At 59.3% G+C, this 24,461-nt stretch carries 20 protein-coding genes and 1 tRNA gene; 10 read left to right on the top strand and 11 right to left on the bottom strand.

Features of this window, described 5'->3' with window-relative positions:
* The first annotated feature begins 29 nt into the window (after nucleotides 1–29).
* Entirely contained in the window at nucleotides 30–566 is a 537-nt protein-coding gene (locus SIB38_RS16110) for a hypothetical protein (protein ID WP_412550604.1), read from the top strand.
* Between the two features lie 109 nt (nucleotides 567–675).
* A complete protein-coding gene (locus SIB38_RS16115) occupies nucleotides 676–2,409 on the top strand; it encodes an ATP-binding protein (RefSeq protein WP_412550605.1) in 1,734 nt (577 codons plus the stop codon).
* On the opposite strand, the gene SIB38_RS16120 is transcribed toward SIB38_RS16115, so the two are convergent.
* The 3 genes from SIB38_RS16120 to rlmB all read right to left on the bottom strand — a co-directional run bounded on the left by SIB38_RS16120 (nucleotide 2,406) and on the right by rlmB (nucleotide 4,361).
* Complete coding sequence (locus SIB38_RS16120) at nucleotides 2,406–2,873, bottom strand: CoA-binding protein (protein WP_294114328.1); 468 nt, start codon at nucleotides 2,871–2,873, stop codon at nucleotides 2,406–2,408. The two genes, SIB38_RS16115 and SIB38_RS16120, sit on opposite strands and share 4 nt — an antisense overlap.
* 240 nt (nucleotides 2,874–3,113) lie before the next feature.
* Nucleotides 3,114–3,473, bottom strand: coding sequence for a hypothetical protein (locus tag SIB38_RS16125; RefSeq protein ID WP_294114325.1), 360 nt, complete (start codon nucleotides 3,471–3,473; stop codon nucleotides 3,114–3,116).
* 108 nt (nucleotides 3,474–3,581) lie between these two features.
* On the bottom strand, nucleotides 3,582–4,361 hold the full coding sequence (rlmB, locus tag SIB38_RS16130; protein WP_294114322.1) for a 23S rRNA (guanosine(2251)-2'-O)-methyltransferase RlmB: 780 nt from the start codon (nucleotides 4,359–4,361) through the stop codon (nucleotides 3,582–3,584).
* A gap of 138 nt (nucleotides 4,362–4,499) precedes the next feature.
* Between rlmB and SIB38_RS16135 the strand changes: the two genes are divergently transcribed.
* Both SIB38_RS16135 and SIB38_RS16140 read left to right on the top strand, forming a co-directional pair.
* Nucleotides 4,500–4,583 (top strand) — tRNA-Tyr (locus tag SIB38_RS16135).
* Between the two features lie 229 nt (nucleotides 4,584–4,812).
* The gene (locus SIB38_RS16140) at nucleotides 4,813–7,101 is read left to right on the top strand and encodes a calcium-binding protein (RefSeq protein ID WP_412550606.1); all 2,289 of its coding nucleotides are present in this window, start codon (nucleotides 4,813–4,815) and stop codon (nucleotides 7,099–7,101) included.
* Between the two features lie 31 nt (nucleotides 7,102–7,132).
* On the opposite strand, the gene SIB38_RS16145 is transcribed toward SIB38_RS16140, so the two are convergent.
* From SIB38_RS16145 to SIB38_RS16160, 4 genes are read right to left on the bottom strand one after another with little or no spacing between them, the layout of a single operon-like run.
* The gene (locus tag SIB38_RS16145) at nucleotides 7,133–7,915 is read right to left on the bottom strand and encodes an SDR family NAD(P)-dependent oxidoreductase (protein WP_294114318.1); all 783 of its coding nucleotides are present in this window, start codon (nucleotides 7,913–7,915) and stop codon (nucleotides 7,133–7,135) included.
* Between the two features lie 2 nt (nucleotides 7,916–7,917).
* Entirely contained in the window at nucleotides 7,918–8,856 is a 939-nt protein-coding gene (locus tag SIB38_RS16150; protein ID WP_294114315.1) for an SDR family oxidoreductase, read from the bottom strand.
* On the bottom strand, nucleotides 8,853–9,761 hold the full coding sequence (locus tag SIB38_RS16155; RefSeq protein ID WP_294114313.1) for a bile acid:sodium symporter family protein: 909 nt from the start codon (nucleotides 9,759–9,761) through the stop codon (nucleotides 8,853–8,855). Before SIB38_RS16155 ends, SIB38_RS16150 begins: the two co-directional genes overlap by 4 nt.
* Nucleotides 9,761–11,074, bottom strand: a complete 1,314-nt coding sequence (locus SIB38_RS16160; protein ID WP_294114312.1) for a flavin-containing monooxygenase — start codon at nucleotides 11,072–11,074, stop codon at nucleotides 9,761–9,763. The genes SIB38_RS16155 and SIB38_RS16160 overlap by 1 nt, the downstream gene beginning before the upstream one ends.
* A 64-nt stretch (nucleotides 11,075–11,138) precedes the next feature.
* Here SIB38_RS16160 and SIB38_RS16165 point away from each other — a divergent pair, with 64 nt between their 5' ends.
* Nucleotides 11,139–11,804: a TetR/AcrR family transcriptional regulator gene (locus SIB38_RS16165; protein ID WP_294114310.1), complete on the top strand. Its 666-nt coding sequence runs from the start codon at nucleotides 11,139–11,141 to the stop codon at nucleotides 11,802–11,804.
* A 14-nt stretch (nucleotides 11,805–11,818) separates the two neighbouring features.
* On the opposite strand, the gene SIB38_RS16170 is transcribed toward SIB38_RS16165, so the two are convergent.
* Nucleotides 11,819–12,262 (bottom strand): hypothetical protein, encoded by a 444-nt coding sequence (locus SIB38_RS16170; RefSeq protein WP_412550607.1) that lies wholly within the window; start codon nucleotides 12,260–12,262, stop codon nucleotides 11,819–11,821.
* Between the two features lie 105 nt (nucleotides 12,263–12,367).
* Between SIB38_RS16170 and SIB38_RS16175 the strand changes: the two genes are divergently transcribed.
* From SIB38_RS16175 to SIB38_RS16185, 3 genes are all read left to right on the top strand, one after another.
* Entirely contained in the window at nucleotides 12,368–13,372 is a 1,005-nt protein-coding gene (locus SIB38_RS16175; protein WP_294114306.1) for a hypothetical protein, read from the top strand.
* Between the two features lie 244 nt (nucleotides 13,373–13,616).
* Nucleotides 13,617–14,906: an O-acetylhomoserine aminocarboxypropyltransferase/cysteine synthase family protein gene (locus SIB38_RS16180; protein ID WP_294114303.1), complete on the top strand. Its 1,290-nt coding sequence runs from the start codon at nucleotides 13,617–13,619 to the stop codon at nucleotides 14,904–14,906.
* A 215-nt stretch (nucleotides 14,907–15,121) separates the two neighbouring features.
* Entirely contained in the window at nucleotides 15,122–17,875 is a 2,754-nt protein-coding gene (locus tag SIB38_RS16185) for a hypothetical protein (protein WP_412550608.1), read from the top strand.
* A 15-nt stretch (nucleotides 17,876–17,890) separates the two neighbouring features.
* Here SIB38_RS16185 and SIB38_RS16190 read toward each other — a convergent pair whose 3' ends face one another.
* Together SIB38_RS16190 and hppD are read right to left on the bottom strand one after the other, a co-directional pair.
* On the bottom strand, nucleotides 17,891–19,615 hold the full coding sequence (locus SIB38_RS16190) for an amidohydrolase (protein WP_412550609.1): 1,725 nt from the start codon (nucleotides 19,613–19,615) through the stop codon (nucleotides 17,891–17,893).
* Nucleotides 19,616–19,766: 151 nt separating this feature from the next.
* A complete protein-coding gene (hppD, locus tag SIB38_RS16195; protein ID WP_412550610.1) occupies nucleotides 19,767–20,864 on the bottom strand; it encodes a 4-hydroxyphenylpyruvate dioxygenase in 1,098 nt (365 codons plus the stop codon).
* Between the two features lie 154 nt (nucleotides 20,865–21,018).
* Here hppD and SIB38_RS16200 point away from each other — a divergent pair, with 154 nt between their 5' ends.
* Both SIB38_RS16200 and SIB38_RS16205 read left to right on the top strand, forming a co-directional pair.
* Entirely contained in the window at nucleotides 21,019–21,474 is a 456-nt protein-coding gene (locus SIB38_RS16200) for an Lrp/AsnC family transcriptional regulator (protein ID WP_295175524.1), read from the top strand.
* Nucleotides 21,475–21,503: 29 nt separating this feature from the next.
* Nucleotides 21,504–23,384, top strand: coding sequence for a cation:proton antiporter (locus tag SIB38_RS16205; RefSeq protein WP_294114291.1), 1,881 nt, complete (start codon nucleotides 21,504–21,506; stop codon nucleotides 23,382–23,384).
* A 21-nt stretch (nucleotides 23,385–23,405) separates the two neighbouring features.
* On the opposite strand, the gene cobT is transcribed toward SIB38_RS16205, so the two are convergent.
* Entirely contained in the window at nucleotides 23,406–24,416 is a 1,011-nt protein-coding gene (cobT, locus tag SIB38_RS16210; RefSeq protein WP_412550611.1) for a nicotinate-nucleotide--dimethylbenzimidazole phosphoribosyltransferase, read from the bottom strand.
* Nucleotides 24,417–24,461: the final 45 nt, after the last annotated feature.

A 24,461-nucleotide genomic window follows, 5' to 3' on the forward strand; every position in this document is an offset into this window, starting at 1 on the left:
CGCGCAAAAACCCAAGGGGCAGCGAGCAGATGATAGCAAAATTGCGGGTGGGACTGGCGCTTTTGGCGGCAGTGGTTTTGGTGGCGTGTGGCGCACCTCAAAAACAGGCGCCAGCCGATGTGGCGGGGCTGACCCAAGCGCTGATCTCCCTTGATCCGGTTGTGGACCCTGCCGAAGCGGCACGGGCGGCGGAGATTGCTTACACCTACTCGCTGGTCTTGCGGCAGGACTACAACGTCACCGACGGCGCGCTGATGCACAACGCCAAGGTCAATCAGGGCCTGCGCCCACGTGGGCTGTGCTGGCACTGGGCCGATGATCTACAAACCCGCCTGCGTCTGGAAGGGTTTCAGACGCTGGACATGCACCGCGCCATTGCCAACCACGACACCATCCTGATCGAGCATAGCACCGTTGTGATGAGCGCCAGGGGTGGCAAGATGCGCGAGGGCATCGTCTTGGACCCCTGGCGCTTTGGCGGCTATTTGTTCTGGTCGCCGGTACTGGAAGACAGCCGATACAACTGGGAAGAGCGCCACGTCGTGCAGGCAGGCCGGAAACAGTAAAAATGCCTGCATTTCTTAACGAAATAGCGACACGCGGCGACGGGATTTCAGGTAAATTTAACACTTTGAACTGCATGTCATCATACAAGTTAACCAGACCAAACATGTCATGACCAGCAAACCGCCACATGGGGTTCTTGCCCGGCTACAGGATTACTTCTGGCCAATGCAGGAACAGGACCACAGTTTTGAGGAAACTCGCGCAAAGCTTTTGTGTGGGTTCTCTGGCATTATCGGGTCGGTGGCGGCACTGCACAATGCGCACATCCTGAGCTCGGACACGCAGTTCTCCACCTCGGTCACCATCGCCTCCATGGTCTGTGTGCTGGCCTATTTCCTTGTTCCGCTGATCTGGCATCGCACCAAAAGCAAAGTTCTTGCAACGATCGCGTTTGTTGGCCTGTATCTGTTCCACACCAATATTCAGATGATCTATGATACGCAGTACCAATGGCGGCAGGAGATCTTCCTGATTGGTCCGCCCGTGTTAGCGCTGCTGTTGGTTGGCAAACGGGCGGCCTGGGTTGCAACGGGAGTAGTCAGCATAAACCTGATCCTCGCGGCGCTTTGGCAAGACCACTTGCCGTTTGGCTCAATGGTTGTGGTGGCGGCTGTGGCGGTGACGCTGATGACCGGCCTGACCCTGTTTCACAACGAGATTGAGCGCAAAGAACTGCACCTGATTGAGCTGCGAGATGAAGCTCAACGCGCAGATCGAGAGAAGAGCGAGTTTTTGGCCAAGATGAGCCATGAAATTCGCACGCCACTCAATGGGTTATCCGGTATTCTTCAGCTGTTGGACGAGACTGATCTCACCGAAGATCAAAAGTCTCTGGTCGCCACAGGACGCAGCTCAGGCCGCAGCCTGATGACGCTGATCAATGATGTATTGGATTACTCCAAAATTGCGGCGCATGGCATCAGCATCGAGAGCATTCCGTTCTCCACCCGCGAATTTTTGACCGCGATTTCCGCAGGACAATCTGGCGCGGCCAAGGCCAAAGACCTGTCGTTAAGCATCGAGATTGCCGCCGATGTACCCGCCTGGATCTCTGGCGACCCGACACGGCTCAATCAGGTGGTTACCAACCTTGTCGGCAATGCGATCAAGTTTTCTCAGGATGGGGCCGTCACGCTGGAGATGTCCGTACGGGACAGCCTGCTCTATGTCGCTGTGCGCGACGAGGGCATTGGCCTCACACAGGAGGCGCAAGCGAGGGTGTTCAACAAGTTTGAACAGGCCAGTTCCGCGACCAACCGGCGTTATGGCGGCACAGGTTTGGGCCTATCGATCTCCAAAGAGCTTGTGGAGCTCATGGAAGGCGAAATTGGCGTGGAGAGCGCGCCGTTCAAAGGCAGCACCTTCTGGTTCACTGTCCCGCTGGTGCCAGCCGACGCCCCCGAGACCAGCAAGCCACAGATGGCCACGGCTGCGCCTGAGAGCTTTGACGGCGTTGAGGTGTTGGTTGTGGAAGACAACCGCACCAATCAGATGATTGTGCGCCGCTTTCTGGAGAGCATGGGCGTGGTGGTCGATATGGTGGACGATGGCCGCCCTGCCCTGCAACGCTGTGCCGCCAAACGCTATGATCTGATCCTGATGGACATCCAGTTGCTGGATATGGACGGCATGGAGGCCACCGAAATCCTGCGGGCGCATCCCGGGCCCAACCAACAGACACCCATCGTGGCGCTCTCCGCCAATATTCTGCCGGAGCAGACCAACGCCTACCTAAAAGCCGGTATGAACGCCTGTCTGGGCAAACCCTTCCGCAAAGACGAGTTGTCCAAGATCATGGGCGAATTGGTGAAAGCGCCGAAAGCGGACAAACCTGCTGCCTAGAGCTTGGACGAGATCACGCCGGTGTTGAAACCGCCCATGCGCAGCTCGCCAAACAGACGCTGATACTCGATCTTGGGACAGCGGTTCATCACCACATCCACACCCTTCGCCTCCGCCACCGCCGCTGCCTCGGAATGTTCCACGCCAATCTGCATCCAGATGGTTTGCAGGGCGGGAAACTGCGCCAGCGCCTCATCCACAATCGGTGGCACCGCCTCGGATCGGCGGAAGATATCGACCATATCCACCGGTTCCTCAATGGCGCTCAGGCTGGGCATCACCGTGGCGCCAAACAGCTCTTTGCCGGCATGGCCGGGGTTGACCGGAATGACGGTGTAGCCCTTAAGCGACAGGTACCGCGCCACATAATAGCTGGGCCGCACCGGGTTCATCGACACGCCCACCACGGCAATGGTGTTGGTGCGCTTGAGGATGTCGCGCAGGAAAACGTCGGTGTCAGTCATGGTTGGCCCCGGTCAGCAAGTGGTGGCCGCACCCTAGCGCAGCCCGCAGGGAACAACAGGCAAAAAAAAGCGCCCAAGAGGGAATCTTGGGCGCAGGTTCGGAACGAGGGACAGTGAAGGGAAACACGGAAGCTCCGTAAACCGTGTCTCTTGTATCACTACGTATGTTCGCAGAATTGGATGACAAGAGCGTGCGAGATTCTCATGAACAAGTGGTTAACGGATTGGGCAGAATTCCGCTCAATCGAAAATATCCTCAATCACGTCAAACACATCCTCAAACAAATCCTTGGCCCATTTGCCGCGTTTCTTCTTGGGTTTTTTCTTCTTTTCGTAGGGTGCGTCGTGCCAAGTTTTCTTGGAATGCGCCGTGCGTTTGTCCGATTTATGCGCCGGTTTGCCTTTGGACTTTGGCGTGCGGATCGGATGGGAAAAATGCGCCGGCTCCCTGCCCCGCGCCGGCACAGGCATTTGTTTAAGATTGTGCAGAGGCGCGCCGCAGCTGCTGCAGGCAAGCTCGTGGCGGGTGTCCCCAGCGAGCACAAGCGCGGCCCGCGCGCCGCAGTAACAACAGGTGGCGATTTTGGAGGGATGGGGCACCGCGCGCTCCTCTGAGTGATGGTCTGCCTATTCCATCTAGGCATCCGGAGGCGCGGATGGGAGCCTCCGGCGGGGATATTTGTAGAAGGAGAAGAATTTGGAGGTGCTTTAGCGTGGCAAGGTGGCGTAGAGCGCCACGGCCGCGGCATTGGACACGTTGAGAGAGCCAAAGGCCCCTGCGAAGTTGATCTTCACCAATTGATCCACCGTCTCTTTGGTTTTCTGCCGCAAACCCGGTCCCTCAGCCCCCAGAACCAACGCGATGGGAGCATCGTGGCGGCCTGCCAGCGCGGTTTCGATGGTCTCCTCGGCCTCGCCATCCATGCCCAACACGATGTAGCCCATGGCTTGCAGCTCGGTGATCGTGTCCGCCAGATTGCGCAAGCGCAGATAGGGTTGGCGTTCCAGCGCCCCGCTGGCGGTTTTGGCCAAAGCGCCGGTTTCCGGTGCAGAGTTGTGGCGGGTGCCAATCACCGCCAGGGCGCCAAACACTTCGGCGGAGCGCAGGATGGCGCCGACGTTGTGCGGATCGGTCACGCGATCTAGCAGGATGAGCCGCTGCGGACGGTCGTCATCGGCAATGGCCACATCCGAGAGCTTGCCCCAATTGAGCGGCTTCACCTCCAGCGCAGCGCCCTGGTGTACAGATTGAGGATCGAGCGGCGCGTTGAACTTGCGCGGGTCTACCACCTCCGGCGTCATACCCGACTCAGCGATGGCCTCTGCCAACTTATCCGCGGCATTTTTGGTCACGATGAGTCGCAGTTTTTCACGTTTTGGATTCGCCAGAGCGTCGCGCACCGCGTGCAGGCCAAACAACCAGACGGTTTCCGCCGCATCTTTGCGTTTCTGCTGCTCTTTCTGCACGACCCATTTGGGTTTTTTCATCGCTCTGACACCTTCAAAATATAGAGGGTTCACCAATGCGGAAAAGAAGCGGGCTCTGCAAGGTATTTTCTGGTTGACGCCCCCAACAACTGCCAATAAATACCCCCTCACACCGAGGCCAGCGGGCCTCAAGAAAGTGGGCGACAGGCCGCAAGGTGTGGCAGGGGACTGTAACTCCCTCGCGGAGACGCACGCTTGGTTCGATTCCAAGGTCGCCCACCACTTTCTTCCCTTCCGATGTAGATATTTGGTGCCAGAGTGGTCGCCAGCCATGTGCTTGATATTGCGCCAAAACCACAGTTTTCCGGCCCAAACTCGGAGAAACACACTGTTTCCACATGATTAAAGGTTAACGGCGATCCATTTGTTGAAAACAACCGCTTAACATGTAAGGACAAACCTGTGATTTCCACAAAATCATTGTCTTGTGCGTTAGGAGGACCATCGTTCCATGTTACTTACACTGTTGCTGAGCACATCCGCATTGGCCTTGGGCGCCATGGTTGCCACCCCGCAAAACGATGATGATGTTGAAGGCCCGGATGGGACGACACCACCGCTGGAACCAACATCTGAAACCGGCACCGGCGGCAGTGACATTCTGCACGGCACCATCGAAGACGAGGTGATGCGTGGCTATGGTGGCAACGACCTGATGCAGGCCTTTGCCGGAAACGACCTGCTGTTTGGTGGAGACGGCAATGACGAACTTTATGGCGCCGAGGGCGAGGACACCCTGCGCGGCGGCACAGGTGATGACTGGCTGTTTGGCGAGGCAGGCAGCGACTATCTGCTAGGCAAAGATGGCAACGACAGTCTGAGCGGCGGCACCGGCACTGACCTGCTAAAAGGCGGGCGTGGCGATGATGTGCTCGACGGCACCGATGGCGTCGAAGATGCCACTGATAGCGATACGCTAGAAGCCGGCGATGGCAATGACCTGCTGTATGGTGACAATGGCGACGTGCTGTCCGGCGGCGCGGGCGTGGACAGCTTTGAGGTGATTGTTGATCCCAACAGTGACTCCATGGTGCACATCCGCGACTTTGACCTGACCGCAGTTGACGGCGATGCAGTGGAAACCATCACTCTGCTGGATCAAAACGGCGATCAAATCCCGCTGGAGGATCTCCTCCAACTCGACGCGCCAATGTTGACCATTGTGGATGCCGAAGACGGCACCGGGGCACTCTTGCGTTTCAACGATGTGACTGTGGCTTTGGTCGAAGGCGTGAGCGCCAGCGATTTGCTCAACGACACAAGCAGCTGGCTTGGCAACACGTCCGCGCCCACGCCTGAGCCGATTTTTGGCACCGGCGGTGCGGAAGAACTGACCGGCGGCCAAGGCGACGATGCCATCCGCGCCTATGGCGGTGACGACCTTGTTGATGGCAACGGCGGTGACGATCGTGTGCTGGCGGGTGCCGGTGACGACACTGTCTATGGCGGCACGGGTAATGACGTGCTGCGCGGCATGGATGGCAATGACTCCTTGGAAGGTGGTTCTGGAGACGACTACCTGCTGGGCAAGTCTGGCGATGATACGTTGCTGGCCGGCACCGGCACCGATGTGCTCAAGGGCGGCATTGGCAGCGACCTTCTGGATGGCCGCGATGGCGCGGTGTCCGGTGCGGACAGCGACACATTGGAAGGCGGGGATGACAACGACCGTCTGATTGGCGACAACGGCGATGTGCTGACCGGCGGCGCGGGCATCGACGACTTTGAAGTCGTGGTCGACCCGGACGGCGCGGAGGTGGTGCAAATCACCGATTTTGACCCAACCGAGCAGGACCGTAACGACGCCGAGACAATCACCCTGCTGGATGAAAACGGACAGCTATTGCCGGCCTCCGATTTTAACAATCCGGACACCACCGCCTTGTGCATTCATGATGCCGAAGATGGCAGCGGTGCGATCCTGCAACTTGACGGCGTGGATGTGGCCTTTGTCGCCGGCGTCACCGCCAGTGAGCTGCAAGACAACATCGACAGCTGGCTTGGCAACCTCGTGGGACCTCAGGTTCAGTCGAACCACGGCACGGGCGCTTCTAACGACCTCGCAGGCACCGACGACGCAGAAGTCATCCGCGCCTATGGGGGCAATGACACAGTGGAGGCCGCGGGCGGGGACGACCTGCTCTTTGCAGGCAATGGTGATGATGTGGTCGATGGCGGCGATGGCGATGACACGCTACGCGGTGGCTTCGGCAACGACCTGCTAGAAGGTGGCGACGGCGATGATTACCTGCTGGGCAAATTTGGCGATGACACGCTGGAAGCCGGTGAAGGCACTGACCTGCTCAAAGGCGGCAGTGGGGACGATCTGCTGAATGGCCAGGACGACGGAGAGGATCCGACAGACAGCGACACGCTTATCGGCGGCGACGGGGACGATCACCTGATCGGCGACAACGGCGATGTTCTGGAAGGCGGTGAAGGCTACAACACCTTTGAAGTGGTCCGCCACGCAGATGCTGGTGCCGTCGTGCATATCCGGGATTTTGAGCCCACCACACAATACGGCCAAGACAAGGACGTCATCACATTTGTCGACGACAATGGCGATCCGATGCCAGTGGATCAGTTCTCGCCGCCCTTCATCAATCTTGTGGACGACGCGGACGGCAATGGTGTGTTTGTACAGGTCAACGGCCAAACAACCGTGTTCCTGGAAGGGGTGACTGCCCAACAGCTGGAAGGCCTCAACAACCGTTGGGTTGGAAACTACGCCTCCTGATGAGATGCGCGACAGGTGGTTCTTTGTGAGATCACCTGTCGGCCTTGATTGCCCGGCCCATGACCCAATCATACAGCCGTGGCGACAGCCGCATCATCACGTCTGACAGTCTGGCGACGCGGCCGACAAAGATGTCGGTTTTGCCGCGCTTTAAACCCCGCAGGATGATGGCGGCGGCCTGATCCGGCGTAACCACATCCACCGCATCCTGCGCCGCGCCGGGGCGGGTCAGCCCGTCTGTGTCCGCATTGGGATTGCCCACATTGGTGGCAACGAAGGCTGGTGCTGCGATCACCGTTTTCACGCCGTGGACCGCCTCCTCCACCCGCAGAGAGGCAAAGAACCCAGTCATGGCGTGCTTGGAGGCAGCGTAGCTGGCGCGGTGACGCAATGGGGCAAAGCCTGCCACCGAAGTGATCGCCAGATGGGTGCCATTGGAGGCGCGCAACGCGGGCAGGAAGGCTTTGGCCATGGCGGCGGCGGCAAAGTAGTTGATGTCAAACAGGCGGCGATGGGCCTGCTCCTGCAGGTCGTCAACCGGCGCGATGGCTGTCACCCCAGCACCATAGATCACCAGATCGATGCTGTCATGGCAGGCCAGAATTTTGGTGCAGCAATCTTTCAACGCGCGCGGGTCGGTGACGTCACATTTCATCGGCAGCTGGGTGGCCGTATGAGGCAGGTGCGAAACGTTCAAATCCAGCAGAACCACACGCCAGCCTTCGGCCTGTAACTGCGTTGACAGGGCGGTGCCTAGACCGCCTGCCCCGCCAGAGATTACGGCGGTTTTGAGAGGCAAGTTTTCTGGGGCCATGTTCATTTGTCCTGCGCCTTGAGCCAATGGTCAAACACTTCTCGGCTGGTTTTCTCCGGCGTGTAGCCAAAGTTGCGCTTGAGCGCCTCGTTGGACAGCACCGGGCGGTACTGCAGAAAGCGCACCTGTTCTGGTCCGTATTGGCTCAGGCCCAGCGGGCGCGCGCTGGCCAGCGCTGCTTTGAACACCCAAGCCGGAAGGCGCAGGATGGGTTTTTGCAGGATGTCGGCCAGATCCTGCACGCCAAGCGCGCCGTCGCCTGCCACGTTGAAAATACCCGCCGGACCATTGGTGGCGGCGCGTCTCAGAATGCGGGCCAGATCGCGGGTCCAAATGAAAACAAAAGGACTTTCGCTGCCGCTGACCGCCAAAAGGCGCGGCCGGCGGAACAGGTCAGTGATCTGATTATTGGTCTCGCGCCCCAAGACCGTGCCGACCCGCAAGATCACTTGCTCCAGATGTGGCGCGTTGTGACGGGTGTCGGCCAGAAACTCCTCCACCAACCGCTTGTGATGGGCATAGGCAAACTCTTCGTTGCCTCGGATAGCGTCTGTTTCGGTGAGCGGCACCGGGTTGTTGGCGTGATAGCCGTAAGCCGCCCCGGATGAGGTTACCACCAGGCGCTTGGTACCTGCCGCGAGCGCAGCGTTGACCACGTTTTTGGTGCCGGTCACGTCGACATCATAGGCAAAGTCACGGCCGCTGCCGGGCGGCGGTGTCACGATGGAGGCCAGATGCACAATCACATCCGGCTGGTGCCGCGCGATGACTCGCAAGGGCGCGTCAGTGGTCACATCCATCGGGCGGAAACGCGCGTTATCTGGCAAGTCTTCGGGCACCGCCACGTCACAGGCAATAACCTCATGGTCTGTGTCTGCCAGTTCCGCCAACAGGCTGCGCCCCACCATGCCAGCGGCGCCGGTGATCAATATGCGTGTCATCGTGCGGCCCTTGTCCGGTTCATCAGCGCGGCCAAACCAAGACCAGTGATCGCATGCCAGACGCCCCAGAAAGCGGCGACCACGGCCATACCTCCTAGACCGCCAAAGAAAGCGAAGATCAGGATCAGTCCCAGGCCAGAGTTCTGGATACCGGTTTCAATGGTGACGGCGCGGCGATCGTAGGGTGATAGGCGGGCAAGTGTCGCAAGGCCATAGCCGCCCGCCAAGGCCAGCGCATTGTGCAGCACCACCAACAGCGCCACTGCCCCTGCGAAGAGTTTGAAGTTCTGCCAGTTGTTTGCCAGTGCCAAGATGATGAACGCGAGAAAAATCACCATCGACAGGGTCTGTAGCGGACCACGTAATTTGGCGGCCAACGCAGGCTTTGCCGCGCGCAAGGTAACTCCCAAAACGAGCGGCAGCACCAGCATGAAGCCAACCGTGATCGCCACCGAGACTGGATCAATCTTCGTCGCCTGAAGGATTTCCCGCGTGGGTGCGTAGAGGCCGCCCCACAGCGCAATATTGAGTGGCGTCAACAGGATCGCGCCCACCGTGGCAAAGGCGGTCATTGAGACGGACAGCGCCGCGTTGCCGCCGGCGCGGTGGGTGATGAAGTTGGAGATGTTCCCGCCCGGACAGGCCGCCACCAGCATCAGCCCCAGCGCGATAGACGGTTGCGGCTGTGTGACCAGCACCAGCAAAAACGTCAGTGCGGGCAGCAGAAAAAACTGGCTTGCCAACCCGGTCAACAAGGCGCGTGGCGTGTAGAGCAGACGACGGAAATCACTGGGCGTGAGATCGATGGCGATGGAGAACATCACCACCGCCAAAACCGCGTTTAACACGGTCATTGAGGTGGCGCTGAAGTTGAGCGCAACACTGTCTATGGCGGTCGCGTCCATCAGCCCTGCCCTGTTTGCAGCGATTTGATCCAGCCGGTGACCGCACCGCGATAGGTGGCTTTGTCCACGTAATAGGCCATGCGCGGCAGATCGAGGTAGTCCATGCCGCCAGTAGCACGGTCAAAGCTTGCCGATTTCTCAGTCTGCAGTTTTTTGGCGGCCTTGAAACCATCCCGCAAACCAGTGATATAGCGCGCCACCATCTCGGCTTGCTCGTGCCGCCCTTGCCAGCCCAGACCCGTGGCCTCCACCATGCCCAACACAAAAAGATCGTCCCGCGCCGGATGGAAGGCGTTGAGGTAGAGGTGCGGCGCGTCCCCGCGCCAGTTCAGCAGTGTTTTGTCAACAAACGGATAGTGCAGCTTGTAGCCCGTGGCGGCGAGGATCATGTCATACTCCGCCGCTGTGCCGTCTTTGAAGGTCACGGTGTGGCCCGACATGTCCGCGATGTCGACGCGAATGGCAATGTCGCCGTGGCCCGCGTGATACAGCACCAGCGAGTTCACCACCGGATGGCTTTCGTACAGTTTGTAGTCCGGTTTGGGGAAGCCGTATTTCTGAGGATCCCCCACAAACCAGCTCAGGATCAGACTGTCGATCGGACGCTTGAGCCACATCGGTAGCTTGATCGCCCCGCCCATCGTATCCGCCGGTTTGCCAAAGACATATTTGGGCACAAAGTAATAGCCGCGCCGCATGGAGATGTCGCAGCTTGCGCCGTGGTGTACGGCATCTACCGCGATGTCGCAACCGGAGTTGCCCGCGCCCACGATCAAAACGCGCTTGCCGGCAAACTGCTCCGGATGGCGGTATTGCGACGCGTGGATCAGCTCGCCGTCAAACTGGCCCGGGAACTGCGGCATGTTGGGCTCACTCAATGTGCCATTGGCGATCAACACACCCGCATAAATCGCCTCTGTCTGTTGCCCATTCTGAAGGGTGATCACCTTCCACCCCTCGCCGCTCTCCCCCAACGGCGCCACCTGCACCACTTCGGTGTTGAACTGGTAGTGACTGCGCAGGTCAAAATGGTCCGCAAAGTCTCGGAAATACTGCGCCATCTCGCGATGGGACGGGTATTCGGCCACCTCCGCCTTCATCGGGAAATCGGCAAACTCGGTCATGGTTTTGGACGAGATCAGATGCGCGCTTTCATACATCGTGGAGCGCGGTGCCTCGATGTCCCAAAGGCCACCGACATCGCTGTGCAGCTCAAAGCCGTCAAAGGCGATACCTTGCTCCTTCAGAACCTTGGCCATCGCCAGCCCCATCGGCCCCGCCCCAATCAGCGCAAATTTGTCGCTTGTGTGCATCTTCTTCCTCTCCCCAAGAGAGTTTTAAATTGAACATTCGTTAAAAGTAAGGCAAGCTCTTTTTATGCTGAAAGACATTCCTCAAGAAAAACAACGACAAAGAGCCCCCTCCAAACGGGCTTTGGAAACCCGCGCGCGCATTATGGACGCGGCAGAGCGGGTGTTTGCCCAAAGTGGGTTTGATGCGGCCTCGATTCGAGACATCGCCGCAGAGGCCGAGGTGCAAGGCGCGCTGGTGAACCACCACGGCGGCAGCAAAGAGGAACTGTTCTGGCGTGTGGTGGCGCGGCGGGCTGATGTATTGGGCGAGGCCCGTATCGCCGCGCTGGAGGCTCGAAAGGTACAAGGACCGCTGACCGTGCCCGCCATTCTGGAGTGTTTCTTTGGACCGTTTTTTGAGCGCATCGACGTGGGCGGGCCGCAATGGGTGGCTTATGCGCGGATCGTGGCTTTTGTTTCGGCGGATGAGCGTTGGAAAGACCTGGCGGCGATCTGTTTTGACCCAACCGCCAACCGCTTTGTGGAGGAACTCGCGGCGCTCTACCCGGCGCAGGCGCGGGCGGCCGTGGCCAACAGTTTTGTCTATTCGGCTGCGGGTATGTTGGCCTTGATCACCTCACAATGGCGCATGGATGTCTTAAGTGACGCCTCATCAAGCGCCGCAAACCATCTCGACGAATTGGTGGCCTTCTGCACCGCCGGGATACACGCGGCGGCACAGCGGGCATAAGGCTGGGTTCGCCCTTAAGGCATCATCACAGCCGCACGCTCATAGGCAACCGTGTCAGTGCCCAGATCATCATAAAGCAGCGTCACGTCCACGGTTTTGACCGAGCCAAGCGGCTGCGTGATGAAGATTTGCGTGTCCTCGGGAATGGTCATGGCATTTTCGATATCCGGCGGGCATTCCGGGATCGGAAAGACCTCCGCCGGGCCGCCGTTGATCACATATTGCACCTCATATAGCCCGCAGCGCCAGGCCAGCAGATGGGTGAAATACACCAGATCCTGCCCGTCAAATTCGCGCACACCAATCCAGCTGGTTTTGGTTGCCTCCAAGATGGGCCGCACCTCGCCCGCAGTGAGGAATTTGCCGGTGGGGGTTTGATCTTCGGCCACGCGGTCTTCCGCCAGAGCAGCGGTGCCCAACACGCCTAGACAGAGAGTGGCCAGCATAAAGAGTTGCATAAGCGAACGCCTTTCTATGATTTCTTCAAAAAGTGTAATGCCCGCTTTTGCCACGGGCCTATGCCACGTATAGTCGGCGCAAGCATCGTGCAGGGCAATAGAAGAATGACAAGTAAAGCGCTGAAATCGCAGGTCTTCAACGTGGTGGTGGTCGGCCAAAATGGCCGTCTGATGTATGAGGCGGCGCTGTTTGCAGCCTCGCTGCGCGCCAAGTCGCCGAAGTTTTCCGGCAAGCTGTTTGTGGCCGAACCCGTGCCGGGGCCGCGCTGGGAAAAAGACCCGCGCATCAGCAATCCGGATGTGCGTGCTCTGCTGGAAGATCTTGGTGCGGAGGTTTTGCCGTTTGAGACCCCGGTCTTTGGCGAGCCTTATGCCTATGGGAATAAGATCGAGCTGTTGTCCGCCCTGCCCGCCGGCGAACCGTTTGTGTTTTTTGACACAGACACGTTGATCATGGACGAGCTGAGCACGGTGCCGTTTGATTTTGACCGACCTTCGGCGTCGTTGCGAGTGGAAGGCACCTGGCCGATTCCGCCGCTGTATGGGCCGCAATACACCGGCATCTGGAAAGCGCTGTATGACCGCTTTGGATTGGCTTTTGAAAGCTCGTTGGATCTGAGCCAGCCGGATGAATACTGGCGGCGGTATCTCTATTTCAACGCGGGATTCTTCTATTACCGCTGCCCCAAAGTGTTTGGGGAGCTGTTCCTTGAGTACGCCCGAAGTGTGAGTGACAATCCACCGGATGAGCTGGCCTGTCAGGCGATTTACCCCTGGCTGGACCAGATTGTTTTGCCGCTGGTGATCCACGGACTTGGCGGTGGGCGTGATGCCTTGCCATCGGGGTATCTGGATGGATCGGTGAGCTGTCACTACCGGCTGATGCCACTGCTCTATGCGCGGGAAAGGGATGCGGTTGTAGAGGTGCTCGAAGAGGTCACTGCGCCCAACAAAATCAAAAAAGTGCTGAAGCAATATGATCCGTTCAAGCGCATGATTTATCAGAACCGCGGCCACAAGGCGCGGGCTTTGTTTGATCAGGCGCATCTGCCGCGCAAGGAACAGGCCATTCGCAACACGTTGAAGAAAAACGGCTATTGGCTGCGCTAGCGGCTGGTACATGCGAGGGGCGCTGCCCCTGGGCCCTCTGCGAGGGCCCCACCCCGGGATATTTTTGGCAAGAAGAAGCGGGCCGAATGGTGTTCAGGGCAGCGCGGTTTTGGCGGCCAATGTGTTCTGGTATTGCGGAATTTTGAGGAAATGCGCCTTTCGGCAATCTAAGGCGCCAACTTTGGTTGCGTGATGGCTTGGGTCTGCCTAACACTTGGCGCGATAATTTTAGGGAGAACACACGATGTCTGAAGCGACATACGGTTTTGACACATTGCAAATTCACGCCGGCGCGCGGCCCGATCCGGCCACCGGCGCGCGGCAGACGCCGATTTACCAATCCACCGCTTACGTGTTCCGCGACGCCGAGCACGCGGCTGCGCTCTTCAACCTGCAAGAAGTGGGCTACATCTACTCCCGCCTGACCAACCCAACCGTGGCCGTGCTGCAAGAGCGCATTGCGACCCTGGAAGGCGGCGTGGGTGCGGTCTGCTGTTCGTCTGGTCACGCCGCACAGATCATGGCGCTGTTCCCACTGATGCAGCCGGGCTGCAACGTGGTCGCCTCCTCCCGCCTCTATGGTGGCACCATCACTCAATTCAGCCAAACCATCAAACGTTTTGGCTGGTCCGCAACCTTTGTGGATACCGACGATCTGGACGCAGTGGCAGCGGCGATTGATGAAAACACCCGCGCGGTATTCTGCGAGTCTGTTGCGAACCCAGGTGGCTATATCAGCGACATCGAGGCGCTGGCCAAAGTGGCCGACAACGCCGGTGTGCCGCTAATCGTGGACAACACCTCCGCCACGCCCTACCTCTGCAATCCAATTGCCTTGGGCGCCACCTTGGTCGTGCACTCCACCACCAAATACCTGACCGGCAACGGCACCGTGACCGGCGGCTGTATTGTTGACAGCGGCAAATTTGACTGGTCCGCCTCTGATAAATTCCCATCGTTAAGCCAGCCGGAACCGGCCTACCACGGCCTGCGCTTCCATGAGACCTTTGGCCCGCTGGCCTTCACTTTTCACGGCATCGCCATTGGTCTGCGCGACCTCGGCATGACCATGAACCCGCAGGCGGCGCATTACACGCTGATGGGTATTGAAACGTTGTCGTTGCGCATGGAGCGCCACGTGGAAAATGCCAAAACCGTTGCCGGTTGGCTCGAAGGTCATGAGCATGTGGACTATGTGACCTACGCCGGTCTGCCCTCCTCGCCCTACCATGATCGCGTCGAGCGGATCTGTCCAAAAGGCGCAGGCGGTCTGTTCACCGTGGCGCTCAAGGGCGGCTATGACGCCTGTGTGAAGTTTGTCGACAGCCTGGAAATCTTCTCCCACGTCGCCAACCTCGGCGATGCGCGCAGCCTGGTGATCCACTCGGCCTCCACCACCCACCGTCAGTTGACACCGGAACAGCAGGAAGCGGCGGGCGCAGGGCCAAATGTCGTGCGGATTTCGATTGGCATTGAAAACAGCGAAGACCTGATTGCCGATCTGGATCAGGCGCTGAAGAAAGCCCACAGCTGAGCCTGACAGGTACGGTGAACGCCTTGGAAGACCGCCCCAATCACGTGTTTGGGGCGGTCTTTGTTTACCACAAGGTCACTTTGTGGCCGCAAACCGCCGAAGGCTGGCCAAATAGCGGCGGCTTTTTCTTCCCCTTCGGCGATAACTTGCTATAAATCCTACAATTCTGAGCAAGGTCGCGCCTTGCCAATCACTCGCATGCTAGGGCTTGATGCATGACTCCGGATCTTGCGCTTACACTTTCCTTTGAAGGCATTGGCCTTTTGACCCGCGTGCCGGGGGGCTGGCATTTGCTGGGAGAAGTGGGGCTCGACAGCCCGGATCTGGCAGGGGATCTGGCGCAGTTGCGGGCGCAGGCTGTGGCCGTGGGGGGCGAGGGCTTTACCACCACACTGGTGCTGCCCAACGATCAGATCAAATACCTGACCCTGCCTGCGGGCCGGATGAGCGAGAAAAAGCGCCGCCAGAAGGCAGAGGATGCGCTGGAGGCGGAAACGCCTTATCGTGCGGATCAACTGGTGTTTGACATCGCGCTGCGGGATCGCACACCGCAGGTGGCGGCCGTGGCGCGCGACACGCTGGATGAGGCCGAAGCCTTTGCGGTGGAGCATGCGTTTAATCCGGTGGCGTTCAGCGCCATCCCACCCGAAGACAGCTTTGCCACCGCGCCGGATTTTGGCGACACGGCGCAGGCGCGCGCGGCGGAGATCAAGGTCAAGGCCGACAAGATCGCGATTTTGGTTGTGAGCGAAGGACCGCTGCCGGAGCCTGAGCCAGAGCCGGAACCTCTTCCCGAGCCAACGCCCGAACCCAAACCGGAGGCGACACCACAAGCGGAGCTGAAGCTGGACATCCCACCGGCGCCACCAGCCTCGGTGGAGCCGGCTGCTGAAGAGCTGCCCGCGCCGACGCCTGTTGAAGAGACGCCTGCGACGCCGCAGGAGACTGTCCCTGAGACGCAAGTTGAGACACCGGTTGCCCCCGCCCCGGAGCCAGTTGAGCTAACAGAACCTCAGGCCACGGAGCCTGAGAAAACGGCAGCAGCAAACACAGACACACCAAAGTCCGAGGCCAAACCTGAGGCCGCGCCAGAAAAACCAACTGCGCCCGAAAAAGCCAAGGCACCCGAACCAGCCGCGCCCACGGAAGATCCAAAACCAGAAGAGCCAGCTGCAGCGTTTGCGTCAATCCGCGCGCAGAAAGCCGCGCCGGAGGAAGCCAAAGCTGCGCCAGAGTTGAGCGGTGTCACCCGCAAAGTCAGTGGCACCAATGCACCCAGCATTCCAACCGGCACCGGCGACGGCAAGCCCCCGCCGCTGCGGTTTGATCCGGCGAAAGCGGTGGCTGGTCTTAAGACCGAAAAAAACGACGCGTCCGAAGAAGCCGCAGTAGACACCGGCGACGCATCTGATGCAGAGGCCGCAACCTTTGCCAGCGCACGCAGCAAGACCAAAGTGGCCGGTCCTGCGCCGAAGGTTGGCAATAAGCTGTCCAAATCTAAGGCCAGGAAAGCCGCCAAAGACGCCTCTGCCAAAGAAAAGCAGAAGATGACCATGTTTGGCGCGCGTCCACAGGAGGTGCGGGGCAAGCCGAAACATCTGGGGCTGATCCTAACGACGCTGCTGCTGGTGCTGATGGCAATTGTGGCCTTGTGGGCGACCTACGCCACAGAGGATGGGCTGGCCGGCCTGTTTGGGGCGGACGAGCCTGAAGCCGTTGAAGTTGCCGTTGCGCCAACTGCAGCCGCCCCCGAGGCCGCGATTGAAACCGCCGCAGTTGCAGACAGCGCTGCGGTCCCTGCCCCTGAGACTGCCCCAGAAGATGTGACTTCGGCGGATGCAGAGTTGTCACTGGAACCAGAGCTGCCAGAAACGGACGCGCCCATGGTGGTGACCGTGCCCGATGGCATGACACCCAATCCGACCGAGAACGTGGACACCGCTCTTTTGGAGCCGCTCACACCGGAGAGCATCACCGACAGCGCCGAAATCGAGGCGATGCTGGATGATGTGAGCGACGGCAATGTTGATCCCGCGGAGGCCGAGGCCCGGTATGCCGTAACCGGCATCTGGCAGCGCGCACCGGAACAGCCGTTTGAGCTGACCTCAGACAGCAGCGATGACATCTACATTGCGTCTGTGGACCGCGACACCCTGGGGTTTGACGCCGTGGCCCTGCCTGCGCCAGAGGCACTGGACACCGATCGTCCCGCCCGGGCGCAAGTGAACCCTGTGGCGGCCGACACCACCTTTGATCTGGATGAACGCGGCCTGGTGATTGCCACCGCAGAAGGCGCCCTGAACCCCGAAGGCGTGATGGTCTTTGCCGGACGCCCGGCGGTGGTTCCGGTGGCCTATCCCAAACGCATCAAAGTAGGTGAGGAATCGCAGATCAGCGAGGCCGACAGCACCCGCTTGGCCGCCCTGCGCCCCAAACTGCGCCCCGGCGACCTGCAAGAGCAAAATGAACGTGCCAACTTTGGCGGCTTGACCCGCGAAGAACTGGCCGCAGTTCGTCCCAAACTGCGCCCGGCAAACGCCAAGCTGGCGGATGAGAAAGACACCACGCCAACGCAGTTTGCCGTCAAAGCCTCCCCGCGGCCGCGCCTGAAGCCTTCAAACATTGCACAACTGGCAGCGCGCGCCGCGCCAGAAAGCAACTCCACAACCACCACAACAGCGGCGGCTGTGCCCGCGGCAGCGTCGGTGGTTCCCGACATTCCGACCACCGCCTCGGTGGCACGTCAGGCCACCATCAAGAACGCAATCAACCTCAATAAGGTGAACCTGATTGGCGTTTACGGCACCTCGTCCAACCGCCGCGCCTTGGTGCGCTTGTCCAGTGGGCGCTACAAGAAGGTGCAGGTTGGCGACCGCGTAGATGGCGGCCGCGTCTCCGCCATCAGCCAAGATGAGCTGCACTACACCAAAGGCAACCGGAAAGTGGTGTTAAAGATGCCAAAGGGCTGAGCCTTCGGCGCTCCTTTACTCCGCGACCACAGGATGCACGGTGCCTTCATAGACTGTGCCCCAAATCTTCACATCTTTGATGTCGGTGGTGGGCACCTCATAGGGGTTGGCCTCCAGCACCACAAAATCCGCACGTTTACCCGCGCGAATGGAACCGAGATCGTGCTCCCGCTTCATCACCCAGGCCGCGTCAATGGTAATGGCGCGCATTGCCTCATGCACAGTCAGAGCCTCAACCTGCGCATTCTGCATGCCATTGATGGTGGTCCGGTTCACCGCCGCATCCGCCAAAACCAGTGGGCTGAGCGGGGCCATGGGATTGTCCGAATGCAACGCAACCGTCACCTTTTGGCGCGTCGCTGCACCAAGCGGTACCATGTAGCGGGCGATGTCCTCTCCCAGCCAGTTCTGCGCATATATGTCCGCCAGAATATACTGGTAGTACGGGTTGGCGGAGACCGCCATGCCAAGCGCCCCCATCTGGCGCAGCTGCTCTTCGTGGGCAAAAGCAAAATGCTCCAACGTGGTGCGGTGATCAAACCGCGGAGTTTCCGCCTGAGCCCGTTGCACGATGCCAATCAACGCCTCAGCCGACTTGTCGCCATTTGTATGGGCATGGATCTGAAACCCCTGGTTCCAGAAGAAGCGCGCCCATTTTTCCGTCTCACTGAGCGGCGCCATCCAGATGCCTTCGTGCCCGTCCTTGTAACCTGGGAAACTATATTGACTGAGGCCGGAGAAGATTGCCCCATCCATCATGATTTTGAAGTGATCCTTGATTGCCACCAGCTCGGTATTGCCGGCGCGCCAGCCTTCGATCTCCGCCAACGCCTCTTCCGGCGTTTTCTTCCGCGCAAGAAAATCTGTGATGATGGGGGTCAGTACTAGCCGCGTCCGTGGCTGGATGTGATCCGCAGTCGCGCGGATCAGTGCAATTTCCCCCTCAGGATCACCAAAAATACCTGTGCCCATGTCCAGGGCTGAGGTCACACCGGCCTGATGCAGCATCTCATAAAAGTTCTCCATGCCCTTGCCGTAGCGATCCGGCGCAAACAGGAAGGGCATTTTGGCGACGAGCACTTTGGCACCGTTTTCCCAAAAATGACCATCTTCCCAACTTGCCTCCTCCGGATAGACCTGCGCGTCCGCCTCGGTGATGCCAAGCAGGTCCAGCGCTGCGTCATTGCCGATCACCTCATGAAAGCTGCGGTGCCAGATCATGACCGGCGTGTCCGGGAACAGCTCATTGAGCAGCGGACGTTTCACCTCCCCGTGCCACAGCTGGTGATAGCCCCAAGCGATGAACGGCACAGACGCGTCATGGTCAGAGGCATCATGCGCCGCAACCAACTCTTTCAGGCGCGCGACGTAATCTTCATGGGTTTTGGCCCCCGGAAAGTCTCCGGTTGGCAAATGCCAATCATCCGGCGCCAGAAACGGAAACTGGGTCAGAACAGCGGGCAAAGACGGGTGAATGTGCGGGTCAATAAACCCCGGCATCAGCACCTTGTCGGCAAAGCGCTCATCCACCACAGCCCCGTGATTTTCGATGTAGTCGCTCAAGCTGTCCAGACTGCCAACAGAGACAATCCGACCGTCTTCGACGGCCACCGCCGTCGCTTCGGGAATATTGGTCTCCATCGTGATGATTTTCTGGGCTGTGTAAATTGTCATGTCAGCGGCCTGAACCGCGGTTGACACAAGCAGAGCGCCCATGGCGCCAAGGGCAAATTTCAACATGCAACCACTCTTTCAAAAGGACTTCTGAGTTCACCTTAGAAGTGTGGGACCACAAAACAACAGACCTTCGCGCACAAAAAAGCGCCGCCCACCGCATGAATGGACGACGCTTCCCTCGCTCCAACCGCGGTTGGAAGGATACCTGTGAGGCTTATTCGGCGGCTTGGATTTCGCCGTTGTTGATCTGCTCTTGTTCGATGGATTCAAACAGCGCTTTGAAGTTGCCTTCGCCAAAGCCGTCGTCACCCTTACGCTGGATGAACTCGAAGAAGATCGGGCCAATCACCGTTTTGGAGAAGATCTGCAGCAGAATTTTGGTCTCGCCGCCATCCACAACACCTTCACCATCGATCAGGATGCCGTGCTTTTTCATGTGCTCGATGGGCTCGTCATGGCCAACCACACGCTCTTTGGACAGATCGTAGTAGGCGTCAGGGGGACCAGGCATGAACTTGATGCCCTTGTCGGCAATCTTGTCGGTGGACGCATAGATGTCGTTGGTGCCCACCGCGATGTGCTGGATGCCCTCGCCGTTGTATTTCTTCAGATAGGCCACGATCTGACCGGTCTCGCCACGGTCCTCGTTGATCGGGATGCGGATCTTGCCGCAAGGCGATGTCAGCGCGCGGGAGAACAGACCAGTGAACTTGCCTTCGATGTCAAAGAAACGGATTTCACGGAAGTTGAACAGATCACCGTAGAACTTGAACCACTTGTCCATGTTGCCTTTGAACACGTTGTGGGTCAGGTGGTCGAGGTAGAAGAACCCGTCACCTTCCGGCTTGGAAGTCACCAGCCAGTCGAACTCTTCGTTGAAGGGCGAGGTGTCGTAATACTGGTCGGTGAAGTAGATCAACGAGCCGCCGATGCCCTTGATCGCAGGCCACGCCAGAGTTTTATCGTCTGAATCGTAAGCTTCCGCGCCCTTGGACACCGCGTGCTCATAGGCTCTCTGCGCGTCCACAACGCGCCAGCCCATGGACGGAGCGCAGGGGCCGTGCTCTTCGACAAAGCGCGCAGCAAAGCTGTTTGGTTCGTTGTTGAGGATGTAGGTCACATCGCCCTGCTGCCACAGCTCGATGGCTTTGGTCTTGTGGTTGGCGACGTGGGCATAGCCCATTTTTGTGAAGAGATCGCGCAGCTCCTGCGGCTCGGGATGGGCAAACTCGACAAACTCAAAGCCGTCGGTGCCAGCAGGGTTGAAATCGGAAATCTCGGCGCGTGGCGCATCATGTGGGAAAGGACCCATGTCGCGTCTCCTTTTGGGGATTCTTGGATGTTGATGTTCGCTGAGGCAAGAATACGCCGCCAATCATGCGGAAACGCCGCGAAGTAACGTGCAATTCCGACAAAATCCGCGTAGTCTACGCACAAAGTTTACCATTCACGCGAAAGATACGCAGATGCTAGACACCATCGACATGCGCCTGCTCTCCGCGCTTCAGAAAAACGCCCACCTCACCGCACAGGAGTTGGGTGAGATCCTCAACCTCTCGCCCAGTCAGGCCGGGCGGCGACGGCAAAGACTGGAGGCGGATGGCTATATCGAAGGCTACAATGCCCGTTTGAGCCCACAAAAGCTGGGCCTATCGGTGCAGGCCTTTATTCAGGTGCAACTGGGCACTCATGGGCCGGAGAACTCGCAAAGCTTTGCCACTTTGATCAGCACCCGTGCCGAAATTGTCAGCGCATGGACTTTGACCGGGGATGCAGACTATTTGCTGCGCGCCTATTGTGAGGATCTTAATGCGCTAAACCGCTTGATTCATGAGGTTTTGCTCCCACATGCGGCGGTAAGCCGTGTGCAAAGCCAGATTGTCATGGACCAACTCAAAAGAGACGCCCCGCTGCCCACCTAAGCGCCGCGACAGAACAGGACACAGGACGTATGGAAGACGCCCTTTATACCGCCACTATTTTCCTGATCACCGCGGTGATCGCGGTGCCGATTTCCTCCCGGTTGGGGCTGGGTTCGGTGCTGGGATATTTGGCAGCCGGTATCTTGATTGGCCCCGTTTTGGGGCTGGTTGGCACGCATGAGGCCGATGAACTGCTTCACTACGCTGAATTTGGCGTGGTGATGATGCTGTTTATCATTGGCTTGGAGCTGGACCCGCGTGCGCTATGGGCGATGAAAGACAAGCTGTTGGGCCTTGGCGGGCTACAGATTGGCCTGACCACCGGCGCCGTCGCCACCGCCTGTATCTTCCTGGGCTTCTCTGTGAACGTGGCCATTGCCACCGGCCTGATCTTTGCCCTCAGTTCAACCGCAATTGTGCTGCAAACATTGGCCGAAAAAGGCCTGATGCAAACCGGCGGTGGGCGCTCGACCTTCTCCGTTCTGCTGGCCCAAGACATTGCCGTGATCCCGATGCTGGCGCTGCTCCCCCTGCTGGCGATGCCGGAAGCGATGGAGATTGCCACCAGCGGCGCAATTGCCGAAGGCGGCCACACCGACGAACACGCCCTGTCGCTGGTCGACGGGTTGCCCGGCTGGGGCGTGACGCTGGTAACGCTTGGCGCTGTGGGCTCCATTGTGCTCGGCGGCCTCTACCTGATGCGGCCGGTGTTCCGCTTCATCCACGCCGCGCATCTGCCGGAGATGTATACCGCGCTGGCGCTGCTGATTGTGGTCGGCATTGCGCTGTTGATGGAGCTGGTGGGCCTCTCCCCTGCCCTTGGCACCTTCCTCGCTGGCGTGCTGCTGGCAAACTCTGAATTCCGCCACGAATTGGAAAGCGACATCGCGCCGTTCAAAGGCCTTCTGCTGGGGCTGTTCTTCATCACCGTGGGCGCGCAGATCGACTTCAACGTCTTTGCCCGCGCCCCGGGACAGATCATCGGCCTCACGCTGGGCCTGATCGCCATCAAAGCGTTAATCCTCTACCTGCTGGGCCGTGCCTTTGGCTTGCGGGACCGCAACCTCTGGCTCTTCACCCTGGGCCTCGCGCAGGCGGGCGAATTTGGCTTTGTTCTGATCACCTTCTCAGAGCAGCAAAATGTGATCCCAGCCTGGGCGGCGGAGAAGTACCTGTTGATCGTGGCGCTCACCATGTTGATCACGCCGCTGCTGTTTATCCTGTACGATGTGCTGTCCAAACGGCTCGGAGATCGCAGCGACAAGAAAGACCAGCACGACCATGACGAGGTGGATGAAACCGGTCCCGTGATCATCGCAGGCATTGGCCGCTTTGGTCAGATCGTGAATCGCTTGGTGCGCTCATCCGGCTATCAGACCGTGGTTCTGGACAACGACATGAAGGCCATCGAAAACATGCGCTCCTTTGGCGTCAAAGGCTTCTTTGGCGACCCGACACGCCCGGAAATCCTGCACGCCGCTGGCCTGCGTGAAGCACGGGTGCTGGTTGTGGCGTTGGACAATATGGAGGCGTCACTCAAACTGGTCGCCTTTGCCCGCCGGGAGCGGCCCGACCTGCACATCATTGCCCGTGCGCGCGATCGCGGCAACGTGTATCGCCTCTACAAAGCCGGTGCAGACGACATCGTGCGGGAGATGTTTGACAGCTCGCTGCGTGCCGGTCGCTATGTTTTGGAGAACATTGGCCTCAGCGAATATGAGGCCGCACAGGCCGAACAGGCGTTCTACAAACACGACCGTTTTGCCATGCAGGAGTTGGCGCAGCTGTGGAGCGAAGACGTGCCACTGTCCAAAAACGAGGCCTACAAAAAGCGCGCACGATCATTGGAGAAAGAGCTGCAGGATGTGCTGCTGGCCCAACTGGACAGTGACCCGGAGGAGCGCGCCTAGACGCGCTCCGATCCAATTGGTTTAGCTGTCGGACACACCGGCTTCAGCAAAGGTCGCCATGCCAGAATGGCAGGCCACGGCCGCCTTCAGGATGTTGATTGCCACCGCCGCGCCTGAGCCTTCACCCAGACGCATGTTGAGGCTCAGGATTGGCTCTTTGCCAAGCTGCGCCAATAGCGCCGGGTGCGCACTTTCCGCGCTTACATGGCCGGCGATCACGTGATCCAGCGCGTCATCCACCTCTTCGCCCAAAGCGGCAGCAGCGGCGGTTGCGATAAAGCCATCCAGGATCACAGGGATGCGCAGCAAACGCGCACGTGCGATGGCCCCAACCATACCGGCGAGCTCGCGTCCTCCAAGACAACGCAGCGCCTCCAGCCCTTTGGGCGTGTTGTTGGCGGCCACACCTTCGCGCACCACGCGCGCTTTTGTCGCCAAACCGGCTTCATCCACACCGGTGCCGCGACCCACCCACTCTTCGGCTTCGCCCGCATACAGCGCATGTGCAATGGCGGCGGCGCTGGTGGTGTTGCCAATGCCCATTTCGCCCACAACCAGCAGGTCCGCGTCGTCTTTCACCGCGTTCCAGCCTGCTTGCAGCGCGGCCACAACCTCCGCTTCGCTCATCGCTGGGCCTTGAGTGAAATCGGCAGTCGGCGTGTCCAGATCCAGCGCGATCACATCCAGATCCGCGCCAGCCATTTTGCTCAACTGGTTGATCGCCGCGCCGCCGTGCTCGAAGTTTAACACCATCTGCGCGGTCACTTCCGCCGGGAACGCCGACACGCCTTGCGCTGTTACACCGTGGTTGCCCGCAAAGATGATCACCTGCGGCGCGTCGATGCTGGGGCGCGGGTTGCCACGCCAGCCTGCATACCAAATCGCCATATCTTCCAGACGACCGAGCGCACCGGGGGGTTTGGTCAGCTGGCCGTTGCGCGCCTCGGCCTCGCCCATGGCCTGCTGATCGACGCCGGGCGCCGCCGCCACAAGCTGTTGAAACTCTGCCAAAGAGGTGAATTCTGCGGACATTGGCCGGGCTCCTGTTGAATTTTTGACGTTAGCGCTGTTTACCTC

The sequence above is a fragment of the Shimia sp. MIT910701 genome, assembly GCF_047126315.1.
Lineage (GTDB): Bacteria > Pseudomonadota > Alphaproteobacteria > Rhodobacterales > Rhodobacteraceae > Shimia.

Excerpts from the sequence above, each read along its gene's own strand:
- SIB38_RS16110 (WP_412550604.1), top strand. The coding sequence starts at position 30 with ATGATAGCAAAATTGCGGGTGGGACTGGCGCTTTTGGCGGCAGTGGTT.
- SIB38_RS16115 (WP_412550605.1), top strand. The coding sequence starts at position 676 with ATGACCAGCAAACCGCCACATGGGGTTCTTGCCCGGCTACAGGATTAC.
- SIB38_RS16120 (WP_294114328.1), bottom strand. The coding sequence starts at position 2,873 with ATGACTGACACCGACGTTTTCCTGCGCGACATCCTCAAGCGCACCAAC.
- rlmB (WP_294114322.1), bottom strand. The coding sequence starts at position 4,361 with ATGAAAAAACCCAAATGGGTCGTGCAGAAAGAGCAGCAGAAACGCAAA.
- SIB38_RS16140 (WP_412550606.1), top strand. The coding sequence starts at position 4,813 with ATGTTACTTACACTGTTGCTGAGCACATCCGCATTGGCCTTGGGCGCC.
- SIB38_RS16145 (WP_294114318.1), bottom strand. The coding sequence starts at position 7,915 with ATGGCCCCAGAAAACTTGCCTCTCAAAACCGCCGTAATCTCTGGCGGG.
- SIB38_RS16150 (WP_294114315.1), bottom strand. The coding sequence starts at position 8,856 with ATGACACGCATATTGATCACCGGCGCCGCTGGCATGGTGGGGCGCAGC.
- SIB38_RS16155 (WP_294114313.1), bottom strand. The coding sequence starts at position 9,761 with ATGGACGCGACCGCCATAGACAGTGTTGCGCTCAACTTCAGCGCCACC.
- SIB38_RS16160 (WP_294114312.1), bottom strand. The coding sequence starts at position 11,074 with ATGCACACAAGCGACAAATTTGCGCTGATTGGGGCGGGGCCGATGGGG.
- SIB38_RS16165 (WP_294114310.1), top strand. The coding sequence starts at position 11,139 with ATGCTGAAAGACATTCCTCAAGAAAAACAACGACAAAGAGCCCCCTCC.
- SIB38_RS16170 (WP_412550607.1), bottom strand. The coding sequence starts at position 12,262 with ATGCAACTCTTTATGCTGGCCACTCTCTGTCTAGGCGTGTTGGGCACC.
- SIB38_RS16175 (WP_294114306.1), top strand. The coding sequence starts at position 12,368 with ATGACAAGTAAAGCGCTGAAATCGCAGGTCTTCAACGTGGTGGTGGTC.
- SIB38_RS16180 (WP_294114303.1), top strand. The coding sequence starts at position 13,617 with ATGTCTGAAGCGACATACGGTTTTGACACATTGCAAATTCACGCCGGC.
- SIB38_RS16185 (WP_412550608.1), top strand. The coding sequence starts at position 15,122 with ATGACTCCGGATCTTGCGCTTACACTTTCCTTTGAAGGCATTGGCCTT.
- SIB38_RS16190 (WP_412550609.1), bottom strand. The coding sequence starts at position 19,615 with ATGTTGAAATTTGCCCTTGGCGCCATGGGCGCTCTGCTTGTGTCAACC.
- hppD (WP_412550610.1), bottom strand. The coding sequence starts at position 20,864 with ATGGGTCCTTTCCCACATGATGCGCCACGCGCCGAGATTTCCGATTTC.
- SIB38_RS16200 (WP_295175524.1), top strand. The coding sequence starts at position 21,019 with ATGCTAGACACCATCGACATGCGCCTGCTCTCCGCGCTTCAGAAAAAC.
- SIB38_RS16205 (WP_294114291.1), top strand. The coding sequence starts at position 21,504 with ATGGAAGACGCCCTTTATACCGCCACTATTTTCCTGATCACCGCGGTG.
- cobT (WP_412550611.1), bottom strand. The coding sequence starts at position 24,416 with ATGTCCGCAGAATTCACCTCTTTGGCAGAGTTTCAACAGCTTGTGGCG.